The following is a 19,458-nucleotide window of genomic DNA, read 5'->3' as shown; positions in this document are numbered from 1 at the left end:
CATGTTACGATAGCGATATAATATTAATGCTGCCATGTTAGTATGTCCGTAACCAATGGCATCCATGCTGGTCATAACTGGATGAGGATATGACCGGCATGGGAACATGGTTCCATAACGGCAGAGCCTATCTATTGCTCGCCGGCGGCCTGATGATTTCGGCCGCATACGCACAGACCGGACCGGCGGTGAACCCCGCCGATCCGGTGACGTTGGAAGAAGCCGCCCGGGAGGCGATCGCCTGGCACCCGGTGCTGACCCAGGCGGCGGGCGAACTCAACGCCCGCGCGACGGAGGTGGATGTCGCCCGCGCCGGCTATTCGCCGCAGATCAGCGCCGGCGTCGCCACCGGCTATGACAGCCGCCTGACCGCCGACTGGCGCCCCCGGCCACAAATCAACGCGTCCCAGATGCTCTTCGATTTCGGCAAGGTGTCGAGCGCCGTGGCTTCGGCGCGCGCCGGCACGCGGGTCGGCGAAGCGGAAATGCTGCTGGCGGTCGACGGGCTGATCCGCGACACCGGCTATGCGATGATCGAGATGCAACGCGGCGAAGCGCTGCATCGGATCGGCCTGGAACAGCTGGAGCGCGTTCGCGCGATCAGCGATCTGGTCGACAGCCGCGTGACCAAAGGCGCGGCGACCCGATCCGACGGCTTGCAGGCGCAGGCCCGCGTGGAGGCCGCGATCGCCACCCTGTCGCAGATCGAGGCATCACGCCGCCGCTGGTCCAGCAACCTGGCCTATCTGCTGGGGCGAACCGCGCCGCCGACCAAGGTCGATGAAGAAGTACCCGGCTGGCTGATGGCGGCCTGCCGCCAGTCGCCGCCCGACTGGGACGATGTGCCCGCTGTCATGGTCGCCGAAGCCCAGAAGGATCAGGCGGTCGCGGACCTCAAGCGTCGCAAGGCGGAGCAACTGCCCACCATCTCCATCGGCGGCACCGGCACGATCGACGTGTCCGATCCGCTGTCCAGCCGGCGCAGCGCCTATTCGCTGGGCCTCAACGTCAGCAGCAATGTGTTCGGCGGCGGCATTACCAAGGCGCGGGTGCGCGGGGCGTCCTTCGCGCTGGAGGCGGCCGACGCCGCCACGGACCGGGCGCGCAACGAAACCGCCCAGCGCCTGTCCGAGGCGCAGCAGCAGATCGACAGTCTGGGCGCGCTGCTCACAACCCTGGCATCGCGGGAAGGCAATATGGACGAAACCGGAAAGCTGTATCGCATGCAATATCTGGAAATGGGTACGCGCACGCTGGTCGACCTGCTCAATGCCGAGCAGGAATTTCAGCAGGTCCGGTTCGAGGCGGCCAATACCGCCCACGACCTGCGGCGGTTGCAGATGGATTGCCTGTATAATTCGGGCCGGACCCGCGCGGCCTTCCACCTCACGGGAACAGTGGTGCGCGGGGTGACGCTATGAACATGATGCCGCCGATCAAGCCGGTCGTCAGCGCAGGCGCGACCAGCGGTCCGGCCCCCGCTGCCCCCTCCATCGACGCCTGGCTGGACCTGTTGCAACAGGTGGCGCGCCATTATGGCCTGCCCAACAGCGAACAGGGGGCCAAGCTGGCGGGCCTGTGGGCCGGGATGGATGGAGAACAGGCCAAGGTGCGCGGCATGGCGCGTGCATTGGGCCTGTCGATCCGTTTCCGCACGCCCGACGCGCGCGACAAGCTGTCCGGCTGGCGCTTGCCGATGATCGTGCGGATGAGCGACGGCGCGCTGGCGCTGGTCACGGCCATAGCCGAGGATGGGGAGGCGACCCTGTCGCTGGCGGGCGAAGGCGGGCTGCGCGCCCATATGGCGATCGCGGACGTGGCGCGCGGCGCGACCCTGCTGGTCATCGCCCGACCGGTACGGTCGGCACCCGATGCCCGCGTCGATCCCTATATCCACCAGCAGGACGAAAACTGGCTGCGGCGGATCATCCATCAGGACAGCCGCTCCTATGTCCATGTGATGGTGGCGTCCTGCATCGCCAACGTGCTGGGCCTGTCCGGCGTGATCTTCTCGATGCAGGTCTATGACCGGGTGGTCCCGGCGGAATCCTACCCGACGCTCTACATATTGGTGCTGGGCGTGGCGCTGGCGATCGGCTTCGATTTCCTGCTGCGGCGGTTGCGGATGAACATCGTCGATGTGCTGGGCAAGCGCGCGGACCTGCGCATGTCGGACAAGGTGTTCGGCCATGCGCTGCGCGTGCGCAACCGGGCGCGGCCGACCTCCACCGGCACCTTTATCGCCCAGCTGCGCGACCTGGATCAGGTGCGCGAGCTGCTGACATCCACCACCGTGGCGGCGATGGCGGATCTGCCCTTCTTCCTGATCTTCCTGGTCATTCTCTGGTTCATCGGCGGGCCGCTGGTGCTGGTGCCACTTGCCGCGCTCGTGCTGCTGCTGGTGCCGGGCCTGCTCGCCCAGCGCAAACTGCGCGCCTATGCGACCGCGTCGATGCGCGAAGCCTCGCTGCGCAATGCCATGCTGGTGGAGGCGGTTCAGGGGATCGAGGATATCAAGGCTTTACAGGCGGAGGAGCGCTTCCAGCAACTATGGAACCGCTACAATGCGGAGGCCGGGGAGCAGCAGCTGAAGCTGCGCGGCCTGACCAACAGCCTGACCGTCTGGACGCAGAATGTGCAGAATGGCGTCTATGCCGGGATCGTGTGCGTCGGCGCGCCGATGGTGATTGCAGGCGACATCACGACCGGCGCCCTGGTCGCCTCCTCCATATTGGGGTCGCGGATGATGGCGCCGATGTCGCAGGTCACATCGCTGCTCAGCCGTTTCCAGCAGTCGCGCGTAGCGATCGGCAGCCTGAACCAGATCATGGGCCTGCCGGTCGATCGCCCCGATGCCGAACATCGCATTTCGGTGAATGCGATCGCAGGCGCGATCACCATCCATGGCGGCGTGTTCAGCTATGCCGATCCCAATAGCCCGCCCGCGCTCACCATCCCCGAGCTGGAGATCAAGGCGGGCGAGAAGATCGCGCTGCTGGGTCGCAACGGCGCGGGCAAATCCACCCTGTTGCAGGCGCTGTCGGGCATGATGCAGCCGGTGTCGGGCGAAGTGCTGATCGACAATCTGGCGCTGCACCATATTGACCCTAACGACTTGCGCCGCGACGTCAGCTTCCTGTCGCAGAACAGTCGGCTGTTCCATGGCACGATCCGTGAAAATCTGACGCTGGGCGCGCCGGATGTCTCCAATGAGGAAATCCTGTCCATGCTGGCGATGACCGGTGCGATCCAGTTCGTCCGACGCCTGCGCAGCGGATTGGAACATATCATATTGGAAGGCGGCAACGGCCTGTCGGGTGGGCAGATCCAGTCGCTTTTGCTGGCGCGCCTGCTGCTGCGCCATCCGACCGTCGCGCTGCTGGACGAGCCGACCGCGGCGATGGACGAGGTGTCCGAACGCCACTTCATCGACGGCCTCAAGACATGGGCGCAGGGGCGGACGCTGGTGATCGCGACGCACCGGATGCGGGTGCTGGATCTGGTCGATCGGGTGATCGTGATCGACAATGGCGGCATATTGCTGGACCAGCCCAAGGATGCGGCGATCCGCACCATGCAGGCCAACCGGGCGAGGGTGGCATGAGCGGCGTCGCGGTCATCGATGACGAATGGCAGTTCGACGATGAAGGGCGCGGCCGCATCACCGGCGCCAAGCGCCTGCTATGGCTGGTCACGGCCCTGTTCGTCGTCGCCTTCACCTGGGCCTGGTTCGCCAAGCTGGACGAGGTCGCCAGCGGGAGTGGGCGGGTAGTACCGACCAGCCGGGAACAGATCATCCAGTCGCTGGAGGGCGGCATATTAGCCAAGCTGATGGTCAAGCAGGACGATATCGTGAAGCCTGGCCAGATATTGGCGCAGCTCGACCCCACCCAGGCGGGATCGACGGTGGACGAAAGCGCCGCCAAATATCGCGCCGCCCTTGCGAGCGCCGCGCGCCTGCGGGCGGAGGTGGGTGGCACGCCCATCGCCTTTTCACGGGAACTCGATCCCTATCCGGAGCTGAAGGCGGCAGAAACGCGCCTCTATCGCGACCGGCGGGAAAGCCTAATGAGTTCCGACCGGCTGATCGACGAATCGCTCGCGCTGATCAGCAAGGAAGTGAAGATCGGCGAATCCCTGATCGCCGTCGGTGCGGCCAGCAATGTCGAGGTGCTGCGACTGAAGCGGCAACAGGCCGAACTGGCGCTCAAGAAATCGGACCTGCGCTCGCAATATCTGGTCGAGGCGCAGCAGGATCTGGCCAAGGTCAGCGAGGAGGTGGAGGCACTGGCGCCGGTGGTGCGCGGCCGGTCCGATACGCTGAAGCGTCTGACGCTGCGGTCGCCGGTACGCGGCGTGGTGAAGAGCATCGACGTGTCCACCATCGGCGGCGTGGTGTCACCCAATGGCGAGATCATGCAGATCGTGCCGCTGGACGACCAGTTGCTGATCGAAGCGCGCATTTCGCCGCGCGACATCGCCTTCATCCACCCCAACCAGCGGGCGACGGTCAAGATCACCGCCTATGATTATGCCATTTATGGGGGGCTGGAAGGGACGGTGTCGAGCATATCGCCGGACACGATCAAGGATGAGGTGAACCCGGAAATCTATTATTATCGCGTCTTCGTGCGGACCAAGTCGGTTGCCGTGGTCAACAAGGCGGGCAAACGCTTTCCGATCGTGCCGGGCATGATCGCCACGGTGGATATCCACACCGGCAGCAAGACGGTGATGCAATATCTGCTCAAGCCCCTGAATCGCGCGCGCGAAGGGTTGCGCGAACGATGACCGGGTCGCTGGAGGAGAGACTGGCTGCGATCGGCGAGCGATTGCGGCAGGTGGCGCCGTCACCGATCGACGGCGCGGGGACGGTGGTGCTGTTCCTGTCCTTCACCGATGGCGCGGCGCGGGCGCAGACCATCACCGTCATCGCACCGGATGCGGCAGGTTGCTGGAACAAGGCGCTGCCGCTGCTGCGGGCGGCGGCGGATCGGCTGGACTGGCTGCGCGTCGATTGGGTCCGTGCGGTCGAACAGGCCGACTGGCAAAGCCTGCGCCAGCGGCTGGATGCGACCAAACGCAATTATTTCCGCCTCGGCATCGCGCTGGATGCGGGGTTGGAACAGGCATTTCTGGAAACGGAAATCAACGCCAATGCCATGCTCTATGGCGGCAACGGGCATCCTACAGCCACCGTCAATGAAGGCAATTTCCTGCGCTACGCCCGGCTGCGTCATGGCATTAGAGCGATCGACTTCCGCGATGACGTGCCCATCTGGCTGTTTTCGACTGCCGGTCTGTTCGTGGGCACGGATGGTGTCATCCACATGATGCGGGAGCAGGGCCGCAACGCCGGGCGGCGGACGGTGGAGCGGCTGGATCCCGACCTGCTGCTGCGCCTGATCGATGACGGCAGCGCTTATCTCGCTTCGCAAGTGCAGGCGGATGGCCGGTTCCATTATGGCTGGCATCCCTGTTTCGACCGGCCGATCGCCGCCTATAACAGCCTGCGCCATGCCAGCAGCACCTATGCCATGCTGGAAAGCTGGGAGGTGACGCGGTCCCCGGATCTGCTCGCCGCGATCAAGCGGGCGCTGGCCTATCTGGAGCAGGAGCTGATCCGCCCGGCGACCTTGCCGGATGGCACGCCGGCAGCTTTCCTGATCGACCCCGGCAATGAGATCAAGCTGGGCGGCAATGCCGTCTGCCTGTTGGCGCTGGTCAAATATAGCGAGTTGATGGCGACCGACCGCTATCGCCCGCTGCTTGACCGGCTGGCGGCCGGCATGCTCCATATGCAGGATGCGGACAGCGGGCGCTTCGTCCATGTGCTGGACTATCCGACGCTGACGGTGAAGCAGGACTTCCGCATCATCTATTATGATGGGGAGGCTGCGTTCGGGCTGATGCGGCTCTATGGCCTGACCGGCGATCCGCGCTGGATCGAAGCGGTGACGCGCGCCTTCACCCATTTCATCGCGGCGGGCCATGCGGCGGCGCACGACCATTGGCTCAGCTACTGCGTCAATGAACTGACCCGATATCGCGCGGATGAGGCCTGGTTCCGCTTCGGCCTGGACAATGTTCGCGATCATCTGGATTTCGTGGAAAATCGCATCACCACTTTCCCGACGCTGCTGGAACTGATGATGGCGGCGCAGCATATGATCGCGCGCCTCTCCGCCGACCCCGATCATCGCCACCTGCTCGACACGATCGACCTCGGCAAATTCCATCGCGCGCTCCATGCCCGCGCCCATTATCTCCTCAACGGCCATTTCTGGCCTGAACTGGCGATGTTCTTCGCCAATCCGCAGCGGATCGTCGGCAGCTTCTTCATCCGCCACCACGCCTTTCGCGTGCGGATCGACGATGTCGAACATTATCTGTCGGGCCTTATCGCCTATCGCCGGAACCTGCTGGAGACACAGGCGGAGGCGGCGGCGCTGCCGGTCGAAAGCGGCTGGACCGCGCGCAACGTGATGCAGGCTACCGGCGGGCGCTGGGTCGTGCCGCCGCCGGCCGACTGGCGCGCGGAAGGCCTGTGCATCTTCCCCCCCAGTCTGCGCGACGGCGAGGTGGTTGTGATGCGCGGTACGGCGGGGGAGCGGGGCATCCCCCCACGCCTGATCGACCGGCTCCGGCCACAGGCATCGGCGATCATCACCAGCGCGCCCGACCGGCTGGCCACTACGGACGTGCCGGTGCTGGCGGTACCCAATAATGACGAGGCGATATTGGCGCTGGGCCGCCATGCCCGCGCGGCGATGACCGGCAAGCTGATCGGCGTGACCGGCAGCGCCGGCAAGACCACCATGGTCGCGATGCTGGCGCAGGCGCTGCGGCCTTGGGGCGATGTTGGCGAAACGCGGCTGAACGCCAATCTGCCGCATGGCATCGCCTGGAATCTCGCCTCCATTCCGTGGGATACGCCGCATATCGTGATGGAGCTGGCGATCGGACGGATGCGCCAGAATGCGCAACTGACCCGGCCCGACATCGCGGTCTTCACCAATATCGCGCCGGCGCATCTGGAATTTCACCACGACCTAGCCACCGTCGCGCAGCGCAAGAGCGCCATCTTCGCAGGTATGCCGCCCGGTGGCGTCGCGATCCTCAACGCGGACATGGCGGAACTGCCGCAGGTGCGCGCGCTGGCGCTGGCGCACGAACTGCGCGTCATCAGCTATGGCGAAGCGCCAGAGGCCGACTTCCGCCTGATGGACCATCAGGATGGAAGGGTGACGGTCATGACGCCCACAGGCATGCTGGATTATCGCTTGCAGGCACCGGGACACCATATGGCGCTCAACAGCCTGGCGGTGCTGGCGACCCTGTCCGCGCTATCCCTTGATGCCGGGCAGGGGCTGGCGGCGCTGGCCGATTTCCGCCCGCTCGCCGGTCGCGGCGAGGAGGTGGCCCTGACCATAGACGGCCGCGCGATCACGCTGATCGATGAGGCCTTTAATGCCAATCCCGCCTCCATGGCGGCGGCGCTGGAACTGCTCGGCACACGGACCGGCGGCCGGCGGATCGCGATATTGGGCGAGATGCTGGAACTGGGGCCGGACGCAGTCGCCTATCATGGTGCGCTGGCACCGCTGATCCGGCAACAGGGCATAGATCAGGTTCATGCCGTAGGAGCGCTCTATGCGCCGATCTGGGCCGACCTGCCATCCCATTGCCGTGGCCTCCATGCCAGCGATATCGGCCAACTGCGCGCCTGCCTCCGGGAAACGGCGCGGGATGGCGACATCATCCTCATCAAGGGATCGCATGGCAGCGGCCTGCACGCACTGGTCGCCCAGTTAAAGGCGGATGCGGAGCAGGAAAATATGTCCGCAATAGAGATGGTTTCGGTCGCATGACCGCAAGAAAATTACGCTGTTTATAATTCGTTAAGGTGGAAGGCGCAGCCTTGGGCCTGCTCCACGAGAAACCGATGCAAGGAAGATGGCATGGCCTCGCGCGAACGAAGAGAGGGATCATCGAACCCGGACCTGTCCGGCACCTCGCTGCTCGCCCTCGCGCGCCAGACGCAGCAGGCGCGGATCAACTGTTCCGAACATTTCCCCAAACATGTGTTCCGCGATTCCGCCTGGGACATCATGCTGGAACTGTTCGCCGTCGCGGAAGAAGGACGCTTCCTGTGCGTGAAGGACATCATGGCCATATCCGGTGAGAGCGCGACAGGCACGATGCGCCGGATCGAAAGCCTGGAGGAGGCGGAACTCGTCGTCCGCCGCTTCGACCCGCGCGATCATCGCCGGATGCGTGTGGTGCTGAGCGAGAAGGGGCGGGAGGCGATGATCTCCTTCCTCCAGCATCTGTTCGAAGTGGGTGAGTCCGCGTCGCATGGCGATGCCCCGATCCAGCCCATCTCCTTCGTGCCCCTTGCCCCGCGCCGACCCCCAAGCGGTCTGCGCAACTGTAGCTGACGCATGACCTCCGCCGCGCACCGGATCGCCCTTGGCAGCCTGTCGGCGCTGATCCTGATCGCGGTTTTGGCGATGCCGACGCTGTGGCGGCAGGCGCCCACCGCCGTTCCGGAACAGGCGCCGGTGAGCGCCCGCGCCACGCCCGCGCGGATCGACAAGGCGCCACCCGTGCCTAAGGTCGAACCATCGACAATCTACGCCCTCGGCACGGACAAGGCGCGGGCGCTCAATGCAGCCATTCCCTTTTCGCAGCGCTCCAATCCGGCGGCCAGTCCTTTCCGTTTTGCCGGCGGTACGGCGGACTTGGCGCGCGCCACCGATTGCCTTGCCTCCGCGCAAATCTATGAGGCGGGCGACGATGCCGTCGGCGAACAGGCGGTGGCACAGGTCGTGCTCAACCGCGTGCGTCATCCCGCTTTTCCCAAATCGGTGTGCGGCGTCGTATTTCAGGGGCAGGAACGGCGGACCGGCTGCCAGTTCACCTTTACCTGCGACGGCGCACTGGCGCGGACGCCATCGCCCGCAGCCTGGATGCGCGCGCAAAGCATCGCCAAGGCGGCGCTGGCCGGGGCGGTGTTCCGGCCGGTGGGCCTTGCCACCCATTATCATACCGATTGGGTCGTACCCTATTGGAGTGCCAGCCTGGACAAGACGGCGAAGGTGGGCACGCACCTCTTCTTCCGCTGGACCGGCTGGTGGGGCACGCCGCCGGCCTTTCAGACCGCAGCTGGCGGCGCCGAGCCGATGATCGGCCGGATCGCGCGCTTTTCTCTGGCCCATCGCGACGGGGCAATGCCGGCAGTGCCGGCCATGGCGGCGGCGCAAGCGCCCGCCGATCCGAGCGGCGCCGTGCCGATCGTGGGACAGGTCATGCCGCCCGCCAACAAGAGCTGGACCCCGGCGCCGGCCGTGCCCTTGCCAGTAGGTGTGCGGCGCGGCCCCCCGGTGGAGATGGTGGAGGGCGGCGCGAGGCGTGAGGCCGCCCAGATCGCGCTGGGACCAGTGGGGCGATAGCGCGACCCATGCCATCATGGTTGCGTCGCCGAAACGGGGCGCTATGGGCTGTTGCCATGAAGCATGTCCCGTCTTCCCGGTTGCTGGGCGGCCTGATCCTGGCCGTGGCGGCAGGCGTGACGGGATGGGCGCTGTCCGCCGCGCCCATGCGCAAGGCGCCATCGGTGCCTCGCCGGATCGTGTCGCTCAACCTGTGCGCGGATCAGCTGGTGGTGGCGCTGGCCGATCGCGACCAGATTGCCGGGCTGACGCATAATGCGGCCGATCCGCATATGTCCGCCGTCGCCGCGCAGGTACGCGGCCTGCCGGTCCTGAATGGATCGGCCGAAGCCGTGCTGGCCGCCGATCCCGACCTGATGATCGGCATGCCGGTGCGGCGCAATTCGGCGATCGCGGTGCTGAAGGCGCGCCATTATCCGGCGCTGGATCTCAAAGGCGCTGATAGTTACGACGCGATCCTTGCCTCCATCCGTGATGTGGCGAAGGCGGTAGGCCATCCCGCGCGGGGCGAGGCGCTCATCGCACAGATGGACGCAGACCTGCGCCATATCGGCAAGGTGCCACCCGGCCGGATCGCGGCCTATTATCAGCGTCGCGGCTATCTGACGGGCACGGGCACGTTGATCGACGATCTGATGCAGCGGGTCGGCCTTATCAATCTGGCCGGCACATTGGGCAGGCCATCCCTGTCGCAGATGCGGCTGGAAGAAGTTGTCGCGGCGCGGCCGGACTATCTGATCGTCGATAGCGCGACCGACCGGGTCACCGATCAGGGCACGGAGATGATGCACCATCCCGCGCTCCAGAACATCAAGCGGATCGGCATTCCGCAGGCCTGGACCGTGTGCGGCGGCCCGGCCTATGTGAAGGCCGCCCGCGCATTGGCGGCGGCAGTCGCCTCCTAGGGGCGATCGACATTCAGGAGATGACGAGTCGAAAATGGTGTTTTTACGTGACCCGGAGCGCAGCGGACTAAATGTCCGTGAGCACCGGAAGCACGGAAAAGCGCCATTTGCAGGCCGTCAGAACTGAATGTCGGTCGGCCCTAAAATTCGATGCCGGGCTGCGCCTTGACGCCCTGCTCGCGGAACGGGTGCTTGAGCAGCGTCATTTCGGTGGCCAGATCGGCCTGTTCGATCAGCGCTTCGGGCGCGTTGCGGCCGGTGACGATGACATGCTTCATGTCCGGCCGCGCGGCCAGCACCGCGATCACCTCGTCCAGCGGCAGATAGTCGTAACGCAGCACGATATTGAGCTCGTCGGCCAGCACCATGGCATAGGCCGGGTCGGCGATCATGCGCTTGACCTCTTCCCACGCCTCGCGCGCCAAGGCGATGTCGCGGGTGCGATCCTGCGTGTTCCATGTAAAGCCTTCGCCCATTGCCTTGAATTCCACCTGATCGGGAAAGGCGTCGAACACGACCTTCTCACCCGTGGTCATCGCGCCCTTCACGAACTGGACGATGCCCACTTTCTTGCCATGGCCGATCGCGCGCACCACCATGCCGAGCGCAGCCGTGGTCTTGCCCTTGCCCTTGCCGGTGTGGACGACCAGCAGCCCTTTCTCCACCGTCTTGCCGGCGATGATCTTGTCATGCGCGGCCTGCTTCTTCTGCATCTTGGCCTTATGCTGTTCCTCGGTGCGTTCCACCATCGTCATGCTCCTGCTAGAGCGTTTTCCAAGCAGATGGCTTCATCTGCTGGTTAAGAAAACGCGTTAAATCAAAAGGCTGGCGAGCAACAGGCCCGCACTGTTGGATTTGGGTTTCCACAGGCCGCGCTCCAGCGCCTCGCTCAGGCGCGCGGCGGTTTCGCGCAGGGCGGCGGGGTTGGCATCGGCCATGAAGGCGCGCACCGCCTCATCCTCGATGAAGGCGGCATGGACGGCGTCGAAATGATGGTCGCGCACGGCATGGGTCGTGGCGGCAAAGGCGAAGAGATAATCGACCGACGCGGCAATTTCGAACGCGCCCTTATAGCCATGGCGCATGACGCCCGCGATCCATTTGGGATTGGTCACGCGCCCGCGCACGATCCGGCCGATCTCATCCTCCAGCGTGCGGATGACCGGGCGTTCGGGGCGGCTATGGTCGTTATGGTAGCTGATGGGCTTTGCGCCCTTCAGATGCTCGACGGCGGCGGCGATGCCGCCTTCGAACTGATAATAATCGTCGCTGTCCAGCAGGTCATGCTCGCGATTATCCTGATTCTGGACGACGGCATCGGCTTCGCTCAGGCGCGTGGCGAACAGGCTCCGTTCGGCGTCGCCCTCCACCCCCGCGCCATAGGCATAGCTGCCCCAGTCGAGATAGACGTCGGCCAGGTCGGCGCGGCTGTGCCACAATTTCTCGTCGATCATCGCCTGAAGCCCCGCGCCATAGGCCCCCGGCTTCGACCCGAAGACGCGCGCGCCTGCGCGCCGGGCGGCGGTTGCGTCGTCCTGCCCTTCGCCGATCAGGGCTTCAGTCTCGCGCCGGTGGCGGGCGGCGGCGGGATTATCCTCCTCCGGCTCGTCCAGTGCCATGACCGCGCGGGCGGCGCTGTCGATCAGGTCCATCTGTTCGGGAAAGGCATCGCGGAAGAAGCCCGACACGCGCAAGGTCACGTCCACGCGCGGTCGGCCGAGTTCCGCCAAAGTGATCATCTCGAACCCGACGACCCGGCCGGATGTCCAGTCCCAGCGCGGACGCACCCCCATCAGCGCCAGCGCCTGCGCGATATCGTCGCCGCCGGTGCGCATATTGGCGGTGCCCCAGGCGGACAGGGCCATGGCGCGCGGATAATCGCCCTCCCGCTGGAAATAATCCTCGACCAATAGCTGCGCCGACTTCTTCCCCAATTCCCAGGCGACGGCCGTGGGCACGGCGCGGGTATCGACCGAAAAGAAGTTGCGGCCGGTCGGCAGCACATCGGGCCGCCCCCGCGTCGGCGCGCCGGACGGCCCAGGCATGACGAAACGCCCGTCGAGGCCGCAGAGCAGCGCCTGCATTTCACGCTGTCCACAGGCATCGACACGGGGGGCGAGATCGCTGGCAATGGCGTCCAGCACCTTTGCCGTCGCTTTGCCCCACGCAGGGCGATGGATGCTGTCCACCAATAGCGCCGCCAGCCATTCCAGCCGTTCCACCGTATCGCCATGGGTGCGCCAGGGTTCGTCGGACATGCTTGCCAGCGCCTCCGGCCGCGCGCCGCTCCAGCGGTCGCCCATCCGGCAATCCAGCGGGTCGAAATCGAGGTCCAGATCCTGCGCCATCGCTCTTAGCAGCGAGGCCTGCCCTTCATGGTCGTACCCACGCGGCGTCCGCGCCAGCGCGATCAGCAGGTCGCGGCGCAACCGGCCTTCGGGTGAAACGCCGAAGACATGCAGCCCATCACGGATCTGCAATTCCTTCAGTTCGCACAGATAATTGTCGATCGCCGACAGCGCATCATCGTCATCGCCCTGCGCGCCGGCATCTTTGTCCAGCCCCTGGCTCTGCGCGAGGTCGATGATGTCGCGTCGCAGCCGGTCCAGCCGGCGCGGGTCCATGCCGGCTGCCAGATAATATTCGTCGACCAGCGCTTCGAGTTGTTTGAGCGGCCCATAGGTTTCGGCGCGGGTCAGCGGCGGGGTCAGATGATCCACGATCACCGCGCCGATGCGCCGCTTCGCCTGCGTCCCTTCGCCCGGATCGTTGACGATGAAGGGGTAAAGTTGCGGCAGCGGCCCGGCGCAGATTTCCGGGAAGCAATTTTCGGACAGGGACACCGCCTTGCCCGGCAGCCATTCCAGATTGCCATGCTTGCCGACATGGACGACCGCCTGTGCGCCGAAATGCGCCTCCAGCCAGATATGGAAAGCCAGATAGGCGTGCGGCGGCGGCAGCGCGGGGTCGTGATAGCTGGCCTTGGGGTCGATATTATAGCCGCGCGCGGGCTGAACAGCGAGTGCGACACCCCCAAAGCGATGCACGGCCAGACGAAAGGCGCCGTCGCGCACGAAGGGATCGGCCTCCGGCTCCCCCCAGCGCTCTACCATGGCGGCGCGCGCTTGCGCCGGAATGGCGGCGAAGGCGATGCGATAATCGGCGAGCGGCAGGGCAACCTCGCCGGGACGATCCAATGAAGACAGGTCGTTGGTGACGCCGCCGGTCAGCAGGGTCATCAGTCCGGCGCCGGTCCTCGGCGCATTGCCGATATCATAGCCCGCTGCCGCCAGCCCGGCGAGGATCGCGGCGGCGCTGGCCGGCGTGTCGAGGCCCACGCCATTGCCGATCCGCCCGTCGCGATTGGGATAATTGGCCAGCACCAGCGCCACGCGTCGTTCGCTTGCTGGCGTACGGCGCAGCCGTGCCCAATGGGCGGCAAGATCGGCGACGAAGGCGACGCGATCGGGCGCCACGCGCGGGACGATGATGCCGCATTGGGTCAGCGCGTCGAACCGCTCGGCCGCCTTGAACGCAACGGCGCGGGTGAAGATGCGACCGTCCACTTCGGGCAGCACGACATTCATGGCCAGGTCGCGCGGGCCAAGGCCACGGGCGGCATCCTGCCATTCGCCCTGTTCGACGCCGGCGAATGCCAGCTGGAGGATGGGGCAGTCGGCCCGTTCCAATATGCTGGCGGTGCGCGGTTCGGATGAGGTGGAGGCGGCAAAGCTCGTGGCGTTGAGGATCACGTCTGGCCGGATGTCGGCCAGTACGCCTTTCAGCCAGTCCATCGCGAAAGGCTCGCGCAAGGCCCGGACATGGACCGGCGCGACGTTGAAACCGCGCGCCTCCAGCGCCGCGATCATCGCATCCACCGCGTCCAGCGTGCCGGCCACCATCAGCGCGCGGTAGAAGATCAGACAGGCGACGGGCGCGCCTTGCCTCCAGCGCGCGCGCATGTCGGACAGGGCAGGGCGATCGACGCCGGAGAGATAGAGGCCTGCGTCGGCGACCGGCACCGGATCGTCGGGCGTGCCGGCATCGTGTCGTATCGTGCGCGCCGCCGTGCGCAGGAAGCTTAGCGCATTGGCCATCCCGCCCTGCCGTAGATAGTCGCGCAGCCGGTCGATCAATGCTGCCGGCACGGTCGAAGCCCGGTCGAGCGCGGGGTCATCCTCCCGCCCGTCGGCGATCGCGGCGAAGGCGATGCCTCGCTCCCGTGCCACCTGCGCGATCTCGTCTATGCCATAGGGCCAGTAGCTTTTGCCGCCGAGCAGGATGACGCACACGAATTTCGCCTGAGCGATCACCTTTTCGACATAGAGGTCGACCGAATAGGGATGGCGCAGCTGGAGCAGATTGGCGAGGCGCACGCTGGGCGCCCCGCACATCGGATCTTCATCTGTCAGGCGCGCCGCCGCCTTGGCGAAACAGGCCAGTTCGCTGTCCGCCACCGTCAGGATCACGATATCGCCCGGCGACTGGTCGAGGTCGATCGCCTCCTCGCCATTGGATATCGTGCCGGGCGTGGCGGACAGAAGGTGCATCAGCCGATGACCGGCTTGAGCGCATCCTCGATTGCGGCGCGATCCAGCCCCTTCTGGCCGATCACGACCAGCTGGGTGCGACGGGCTTCGTCCGCCTTCCAGGCGCGGTCGAAATAATGCTGGATGCGCGGGCCGACTGCCTGCACCACCAGCCGCGACGGCTTGCCGGCCACCGACACCATGCCCTTGACGCGCAAAATGTCATGGGCGGCGATCGTGGCGTTCAGCCCCGCGACCAACGCATCGACATCGGCGACATCGCCGCCCGACAGGATGAAGCTGTCGAAATCATCATGATCATGCTCCTCCATCCCGTCGATATGCGACGGGCGGGCGTCCAGATCATCTTCGGCCGCCGCGCTCAGGCCCAACAATGCGGCTGGATCGACCGCGCCCTGCGCGCTGTGGATGATCGCCACGCCGGGGCGGGTTTCCGCCTTCACCTGCGCCTCGACCGTCGCCAGCGTGGCGGCATCGACCAGGTCGGTCTTGTTCAGCACCACCATGTCGGCGCAGATCAGCTGTTCCTCGAACAATTCCTCCAGCGGGCTGTCATGGTCCAGATTGGGGTCGGACGCGCGCGCCGCCGCCAGCGCCACTTCGTCCGCAGCGAAGCGGCCGGCCGCCACCGCGTCGGCATCGATCAACGCGATCACCCCGTCCACCGTGGCGCGGGTGCGGATGTCGGGCCATTGGAATGCCTTCACCAGCGGCTTGGGCAGGGCCAGGCCGCTGGTTTCGATGATGATATGCTCGGGCGGATTGGGCCGATCGAGCAGCTTTTGCATGGTCGGCAGGAAATCGTCGGCCACGGTGCAGCAGATGCAGCCATTGGCCAGTTCAACGATATCGTCTTCCGGGCAGGCCTCGTCATTGCAGCCCTTCACCAGTTCGCCATCGACGCCGACATCGCCAAATTCGTTGATGATCAGCGCCAGCCGGCGCCCCTTGGCATTTTGCAGCAGATGGCGGATCAGCGTGGTCTTGCCCGCGCCCAGAAATCCGGTGATGACGGTGGTCGGCACTTTGCTCATGATCTTATCCCTTATCGCGCGTCTAAAAAACGCAGGGACTTAACCGTTCGCGAACGGTCGATGCACAGGATCGGCCGGGCACCCATATCGGGGCAGCCGGCTTTGCGCATCGTGCGGCCCCTGCCGCTTCGTTCGTCGCTCAGACGGGTTGGACCGTGCCCCGGCCATCCCCTGGACCAAAGCAAGAGCGACCAGACGCCGGCAGGTCTCCTGGCTCATGGGTCATCGCTTGATACACGACCTTCCCAGGCCTCGCATGTTGCAGCGTCCGGCCCAGTGGCTGCGGCACGGGGCGCCTTGCCCCGTCGCATCTGTGTATCGCGCTCGCCACTTACAGTTGCAGGGACAGCCTCGGATTAGGGCCGCGTATCGCCGCCCGCACCGCGTTCCCATTTTAAGCCTCTTGCGAGGCACCGGCGCGATCTATTCACCCATATGTCGCAAGACGCATGGGCGGACATGCGGATAGAGGCGGCAATGAAGGTCCGCAACTCTTTTCAGCCCGGCTCCAGCGACTGGAGCCGCCAGCGACCGTTGAAGGACAGGGTGGTGCGCGACAGCGGCGCGATGTCGATGGACAGGCTGGCGCGCAGCGGCATGGCGAGCGCATGGGCGATTGCGGCACGGATCGGCATCGGATGGGTCAGGGCGCAGATGGGCGCACCAGTCGCGGTGAGGGCATCGAGCCAGGCACCGATCCGCAACTGACAGGCGTGCAGGCTTTCGCCATCCGGGCCGCCCTGCGCCGGATCGGCCAGCCATTGTGCCAGCGCTTCGGGTTCCTCTGTCGCGATCGTCGCAAAGTCGTGCCCGGCCCATCGGCCGTGATCGATGTCGCGCAATGCCGGCTGGGGCAGGGGCGTGACGCCCATGGCCTGCGCCGTTTCGATCGCGGACGGGGTGGGGCTCGATTGTACCGCGTACCGGAAGCGAACCGGCAGGACCAGCGCAGCGGCATCGCGCCGGCCGCCATCGTCCAGCGCCTCATCAATGGCAGGAAAGCCGCCCTGTCGGCTGGCGCGCGTCGGCCCGGCGCAAAGCAGCAGCAACGATGTCGTCAGCATGGCCTCCAGCAGGTGATTGACGGCGTCCCCACGCTCAGCCTAAAGCACGGGTCGTTCAGAAAGAAGAAGCCGGTGCAATTCCGGCGCGGTCGCGCCACTGTTATCGCCGTCCATAGCCGACGTCGAGAGCCAGACCTTCCTTCCGAACCGCGACATTATTTTCCGGGGACGCGCAATCCCGTGCAGGAGTATCAGGCCATGGCGAACACCGCCGCTCTGTTCGACGATCCGTTCATCCCCGTTCGCGGCGATGCCACCATCCCGGTTGCGGATATCGCGCCCTGGGCCGTGCTGGGTACGCTGATCGCGCTCATCTTCCTCTATTTCGTCAGCACCGAACAGGGTGCCTTTGCGCTGTTCGACGGCATGTATGTGCATGAATATGTGCATGACGGCCGCCATCTCCTTGGCTTTCCCTGTCACTGACGCCCGGCCGTGACCCGGACATTATTGTGGCGCGGGATGCTGGCCGGCATCCTGGCGGCGCTGCTCGCCACGCTGGTCGCGCGCGTGATTGCCGAACCGCAGATCGACCTCGCCATCGGCTATGAGGCGTCGCATGCCGCGCACCATGCGCCGGCCGCAGTCGAAGAGCCGGAACTGGTCAGCCGCGACACGCAGAAGGGCGCCGGGCTGTTCACGGCGCTGGCCCTCTATGGCGCGGCGGTCGGCGGCATCTTCTCGCTGGTCTTCGCCTATGGCTATGGCCGGTTCGGTCGGATCGGGCCACGCAGCTTCGCGTTGCTGCTGGCCGGGCTTGCCTTCCTGCTGATCGTCATCGTGCCGGGGATCAAATATCCTCAGACACCGCCGGCCGTGGGCCAGCATGAAACGGTGGGCATCCGCACCGCCGCCTATTTCATGATGATCGGCCTGTCGATCGCCGCGGCGGTGATCGCCGCCCATGTCCGCACCGCGCTGCTGCGCTCGCTGCGGCCGATCGACGCGACCTTGCTGGCCGTTGGCGCTTTCGCACTGGTGGTGGGCGTCGGCCAATATCTGCTGCCGGTCATCAATGAAGTGCCGGCCGATTTCCCGGCGACCCTGCTCTGGAATTTCCGGGTCGCATCGATCGCCAGTCAGGCGGTTCTGTGGGGCACGATCGGCATCGCCTTCGGCCTTTGGGCGGAACCTGTCCTGCGACGCGCATAATATAGCCTGACCGGCAACATCGGGAACATTCGCGGTCCGGCCTGCGCTATCATCGGGCGATGATGGCGCGGGTCGACCACGCGCCGCGAATTGGAGAGGCTGAATGATCGTAGGCACCGTCAAGGAGATCAAGAATCACGAATATCGGGTCGGCCTGACACCCGAAAGCGTGCATGAACTGACCGCACATGGCCATCATGTGCTGGTGGAAAGCGGCGCGGGTGAAGGGATCGGCGCCAGCGACGCGCTCTATGAACGCGCCGGTGCGGAAATTATCGCGACCGCCGCCGCCATCTTTGCGACGGCCGAAATGATCGTGAAGGTGAAGGAGCCGCAGTCGCAGGAGCGCGCGATGCTCCGCCCCGGTCAGATCCTCTACACCTATCTTCATCTGGCGCCGGACCCGGAACAGACGCGCGACCTGATCGCATCGGGCGCCACCTGCATCGCTTATGAAACGGTGACCGACGGCCATGGCGGTCTACCGCTGCTGAAACCGATGAGCCAGGTCGCTGGCCGCATGGCGATCCAGGCGGGCGCGACCGCGCTGGAAAAGGCGCATGGCGGGCGTGGCGTGCTGCTGGGCGGCGTGCCGGGCGTACTGCCGGCCAAGGTGGTGGTGATCGGCGGCGGCGTGGTCGGCTTCAATGCGGCGCAGATGGCAGTGGGCCTGGGCGCCGACGTCACCATTCTCGACCGCAGTCCCGAAGTGCTCGAAAAGCTCGGCATGTATTTCGAGGCACGGGCCAAGACCCGTTTCTCCAATCGCGCCAATCTGGCCGAATGTGTGGCCGACGCGGATCTGGTCGTCGGCGCGGTGCTGATCCCCGGTGCGGCCGCGCCCAAACTGGTCAGTGCGGCCATGCTTCAGACGATGAAGAAGGGCGCCGTGCTGGTCGACGTCGCGATCGACCAGGGAGGCTGTTTCGAAACCAGCCATGCCACCACCCATGCGGACCCGACCTATATCGTCGATGGCATCGTCCATTATTGCGTCGCCAACATGCCGGGCGCCGTCGCGCGGACCAGCACCTATGCACTCAACAATGTGACCTTGCCCCATGCGCTGCGGATCGCAGAGCAGGGCTGGAAGGCGGCGCTGCGCCATGATCCCCATCTGCGCGCGGGCCTCAATATCTGGGACGGCAAGGTCACCTACCGGGCCGTGGCCGACGATCTGAACCTGCCCTATACCCCGGCGGAAGAGGCGCTGAACTGACCCATGTCATCCGCCATATCATGATCGGCATCATGCTCATGTTCGGTGCGACGCCGTTTTTCTCATAGGTCGCCGTCGC

13 protein-coding genes, 1 pseudogene and 1 riboswitch are annotated in these 19,458 nt (G+C 65.6%); of the genes and pseudogenes, 10 read left to right on the top strand and 4 right to left on the bottom strand.

Going from position 1 to position 19,458, the window contains the following annotated elements; translation table 11 throughout:
• The first annotated feature begins 89 nt into the window (after positions 1-89).
• From F4U94_RS18780 to F4U94_RS18750, 7 genes and pseudogenes are all read left to right on the top strand, one after another.
• A complete protein-coding gene (locus F4U94_RS18780; protein ID WP_232015738.1) occupies positions 90-1,421 on the top strand; it encodes a TolC family protein in 1,332 nt (443 codons plus the stop codon).
• Complete coding sequence (locus F4U94_RS18775) at positions 1,418-3,604, top strand: type I secretion system permease/ATPase (protein ID WP_232015737.1); 2,187 nt, start codon at positions 1,418-1,420, stop codon at positions 3,602-3,604. Before F4U94_RS18780 ends, F4U94_RS18775 begins: the two co-directional genes overlap by 4 nt.
• On the top strand, positions 3,601-4,791 hold the full coding sequence (locus tag F4U94_RS18770; RefSeq protein WP_120250971.1) for a beta-barrel domain-containing protein: 1,191 nt from the start codon (positions 3,601-3,603) through the stop codon (positions 4,789-4,791). Before F4U94_RS18775 ends, F4U94_RS18770 begins: the two co-directional genes overlap by 4 nt.
• Entirely contained in the window at positions 4,788-7,871 is a 3,084-nt protein-coding gene (locus tag F4U94_RS18765; RefSeq protein ID WP_120250970.1) for a UDP-N-acetylmuramoyl-tripeptide--D-alanyl-D-alanine ligase, read from the top strand. The genes F4U94_RS18770 and F4U94_RS18765 overlap by 4 nt, the downstream gene beginning before the upstream one ends.
• A gap of 90 nt (positions 7,872-7,961) precedes the next feature.
• Positions 7,962-8,441, top strand: coding sequence for a MarR family winged helix-turn-helix transcriptional regulator (locus F4U94_RS18760; protein WP_120250969.1), 480 nt, complete (start codon positions 7,962-7,964; stop codon positions 8,439-8,441).
• Positions 8,442-8,444: 3 nt separating this feature from the next.
• Positions 8,445-9,275: pseudogene (locus F4U94_RS25075) on the top strand (cell wall hydrolase); the annotation flags it as partial.
• Positions 9,276-9,511: 236 nt separating this feature from the next.
• Entirely contained in the window at positions 9,512-10,360 is an 849-nt protein-coding gene (locus F4U94_RS18750; protein ID WP_120250967.1) for an ABC transporter substrate-binding protein, read from the top strand.
• A 140-nt stretch (positions 10,361-10,500) separates the two neighbouring features.
• Here F4U94_RS18750 and cobO read toward each other — a convergent pair whose 3' ends face one another.
• The 4 genes from cobO to F4U94_RS18730 all read right to left on the bottom strand — a co-directional run bounded on the left by cobO (position 10,501) and on the right by F4U94_RS18730 (position 17,008).
• A complete protein-coding gene (gene cobO / locus F4U94_RS18745; RefSeq protein ID WP_120252192.1) occupies positions 10,501-11,109 on the bottom strand; it encodes a cob(I)yrinic acid a,c-diamide adenosyltransferase in 609 nt (202 codons plus the stop codon).
• 63 nt (positions 11,110-11,172) lie between these two features.
• Positions 11,173-14,910 carry a cobaltochelatase subunit CobN gene (gene cobN, locus F4U94_RS18740; RefSeq protein ID WP_120250966.1) on the bottom strand — a complete coding sequence of 1,246 codons (3,738 nt, stop codon included), beginning with the start codon at positions 14,908-14,910 and terminating at the stop codon, positions 11,173-11,175.
• Complete coding sequence (gene cobW / locus F4U94_RS18735) at positions 14,910-15,944, bottom strand: cobalamin biosynthesis protein CobW (RefSeq protein ID WP_120250965.1); 1,035 nt, start codon at positions 15,942-15,944, stop codon at positions 14,910-14,912. Before cobW ends, cobN begins: the two co-directional genes overlap by 1 nt.
• Before the next feature lie 183 nt (positions 15,945-16,127).
• Positions 16,128-16,377: riboswitch (cobalamin riboswitch) on the bottom strand.
• A 64-nt stretch (positions 16,378-16,441) separates the two neighbouring features.
• Positions 16,442-17,008, bottom strand: coding sequence for a histidine phosphatase family protein (locus F4U94_RS18730; protein WP_120252191.1), 567 nt, complete (start codon positions 17,006-17,008; stop codon positions 16,442-16,444).
• Between the two features lie 198 nt (positions 17,009-17,206).
• On the opposite strand from F4U94_RS18730, the gene F4U94_RS18725 reads away from it, so the two are divergent.
• From F4U94_RS18725 to ald, 3 genes are all read left to right on the top strand, one after another.
• The gene (locus F4U94_RS18725) at positions 17,207-17,434 is read left to right on the top strand and encodes a CbtB domain-containing protein (protein ID WP_120252190.1); all 228 of its coding nucleotides are present in this window, start codon (positions 17,207-17,209) and stop codon (positions 17,432-17,434) included.
• 9 nt (positions 17,435-17,443) lie between these two features.
• Positions 17,444-18,160 carry a CbtA family protein gene (locus F4U94_RS18720; RefSeq protein WP_120250964.1) on the top strand — a complete coding sequence of 239 codons (717 nt, stop codon included), beginning with the start codon at positions 17,444-17,446 and terminating at the stop codon, positions 18,158-18,160.
• Between the two features lie 103 nt (positions 18,161-18,263).
• Positions 18,264-19,379: an alanine dehydrogenase gene (ald, locus tag F4U94_RS18715; protein ID WP_120250963.1), complete on the top strand. Its 1,116-nt coding sequence runs from the start codon at positions 18,264-18,266 to the stop codon at positions 19,377-19,379.
• The last annotated feature ends 79 nt before the right edge of the window (positions 19,380-19,458 follow it).

The sequence above is a fragment of the Sphingobium limneticum genome (genome assembly GCF_008710155.1).
Taxonomy (GTDB): Bacteria; Pseudomonadota; Alphaproteobacteria; order Sphingomonadales; family Sphingomonadaceae; genus Sphingobium; species Sphingobium limneticum.
The sequence above is the reverse complement of the archived record's forward strand: the minus strand, read 5'-3'. Positions and strand labels throughout refer to the sequence as shown.